Below are 2,879 nucleotides of genomic sequence, written 5' to 3'. Positions count from 1 at the left end.
CCTTTGCCATATAAAAAATGTTTCTCCTAACTTTATATATTTAATAATAACCTAGAAAGGTTTTTTATTTCATATTCTCAGTTAAAAGAAACATTGTAGATTTAATCTCTTTTTCTTTTTATCTTGGTTTAAATGTAATTTTAACTGGGTTATCACTTTTATTGCAAATACCCAATATATTTGGATTATTAATATCTATTGTTATATTTTTATCATTACCAAAATATCTATAATAAATTCCAGTTGATGTATCCAAATAAAATGATGAAAAATCTGGGCGAACTACTTTTGAAAATCTAATTTTTAATTTCATATCATTAGTATAATATGCTTGTAATTCTATTTCTTTAATTTTATCATTATCACTATTGGATAATTTTGTTATTTGAAGTAATAAACTTAAATCAGTTTTTCCAAATTTATAGCGACTTTGATAAGCAAATCCAGTTGTTAATCCATTAGTATATGCTATAGGTTCAAATGTTTTAATTTCATTAGTTATATTATCAGTATATAAAGTTCTTGTATTTTCAAAATTAACTTTATCAACTTGTGTTCTACCGTTTAATTTTAAAGTTGCATTAGATAATAAACCAAAATTAATATTACAATTATTACCGTATGATAAATTAACATTTCTATTAGGAATAAAATTTTCTATTTCAGGTGACACACATTCAACTTGTAAATTACCTAGATTACTTATTTCAATAGTTTTATAAGCATCTTGAAATTTACTGATACTTTGAATTGTTGGGTAAATTTGTTTTAAATCAATTTCTACTTCATAATAAGCATTATAATAATTATTACTAAATAAATTAATAAAATCTTTTTTTCAAAGAAAAGAAACAGTTGTGCCACATTGTGCTGGAGCGGTAATTTTAGTTTTTAATGGTAACACTACATCAGAAGGCATAATATCTTTTGTATAAGGTTTGTAGTTATATGGAACTGGTGGTAAGACATATTGTGGGTAATTAAATGTTGGTACTTCATAATCATGTGGTAATAAGAAACTAGTTTTATAATTAGTTGTCATATCGCGTAAATAATTATTTAGTGTACTTTTTGTTTTACCTCTGAAACTTCATACTGATAAGCGTAAATAATCTTCTTCATTATTAGTATATGGGTTATCAGCATAAAATATAATTTCAAAATTACCTTTATATAATGCTTGAATAGAAAACATATCAATAATATAACTACAATTTGTACCATCTGGTGTTTGTAAGAATTCTAAATCATTATCTTTTTCACTATCACTAACTGGTGTTTGAGCATCTACTGCTTTGGTTTGTTCATTAATTAAATAAACTCGGTTAGTTTTTTGATTTAATTGTTTTAAATTATAAGTTGAATAAATTAATTCTTCAGTTGGTTTACCATCATTAGTTAAAACAGTACCTTTGCATTTATCAGTTAATAAAGTAGTAAAACCTAAACTAGTGGCATTTGCCCCAAAAATAGCACCAACTTTATCATTCCCTTGTTCTCTAAATATTTCAAATGGTAAATAACCTTTACCTTTTGAGTTGTCAGATCAAAAAGCATCATTATAAAAACTATAAACATTAGCACTCATAAAGCCATTAAGTCATTGAAAATTAGGCCATGATTTTTCATCTTGATTAATTACTCAACCTCATGGAATACCAAATGAAATAAAGTTTAAGAATTTACCAACTCCACCTGGTATCGTAAAAGGGTTAAAAACTAATTTTTGCGTATAGTTTAAAGGTAATACGGTAATTTGGCGATTAATGAAATTATTAATATTTAAGATATCTCAAACATTACATTTACCCATTTTATTATATTCAATTTGAACTTGTCCTACTGTATTGCCAAATTCATCTTTTCTTCTAAAATAAGATGAGGCTTGCGTACTAATAATATTATCAACTGTGCCACTGTTTGTTTTTATTTTTGCGGGTGGTGTTATTTTTCAATCTTTAGACCAGTAAAATTTAGAGTCTTTATCTTCTTTATGAATATTTCTACCAACAGTAGAATTAGTTGCTGATGTAGTACTAGGGTCGGTTATAACAATACCTTCGCTATTTTTTTGATTTCAAAAATCATATCTTGCTTCCATATCTTTTTTTCAATCTTCATAACCTGCTATCATAGTTGGTTGTATCCCTTGAATGTTATATCAACTTACTTCGGGTGAAGCATAAGTATTTATTTTATCAGGTGGAGCAGGAAACATGTTATACATTAATAAATCACGGGAGTTCATTACTTTTTTATTAAATTGACCTTTAATAATTGGTCGGCCAATAACTGGCATATCAAAAAAGATTGGATTACCATAAAATTTAACTGCCATTGCTCTAACCCCTGGGTCTTTTAATAAAATGTCATCTAATTCAACAATACCTTTATTTAATTTTTCATCATAAGTTATTTTAGGAAAACAATAACCTTCACCTGGGGCACTTGTTTGAATAAATTGTCTTACTGATAAACCACTGTGACTAATTTTGTCATTAATACTTGAAAGGGTAATTTCTTGTCATAAAAAACTACCATCATAAGGTGAATAATAATTAATAACATTTGATGGATATAATCATTGTCTATCTTGGGGTGCAGAATTAATATCACCACCTCCAATATTTAAACCACGGTCATTAAATACAGTATAAAAATTATAATAATCATTAATATTTAATTTATTTACATCTTCATCTAAAATTAATAAAGTATATTGTCTTTCCGTTGATTGTTGAGTAAATACTTGTTCGAATTTAGCTTCACCGAATTGGATTGAACTTCTATCATCAATCATATAAGCATCTCAATATTTACCAACTTTAACCTCTTTTGTATAAAAGTTATCAGCTTTATTATCATTATTAATAAAATAA

The 2,879-nt window shown here is 26.2% G+C and carries 1 protein-coding gene; it reads right to left on the bottom strand.

The window, feature by feature from the left end; all coding sequences use genetic code 4:
- Positions 1-118 precede the first annotated feature (118 nt).
- Positions 119-2,879 (bottom strand): hypothetical protein (locus D9R21_RS07345; protein ID WP_158613925.1); only part of this gene is annotated, 2,761 nt, incomplete at its 5' end.

The organism is Spiroplasma endosymbiont of Megaselia nigra, assembly GCF_003987485.1.
GTDB lineage: Bacteria > Bacillota_I > Bacilli_A > Mycoplasmatales > Mycoplasmataceae > Spiroplasma.
Note: the sequence above shows the minus strand (reverse complement) of the source record. Positions and strands in the feature narration are given on the sequence as shown.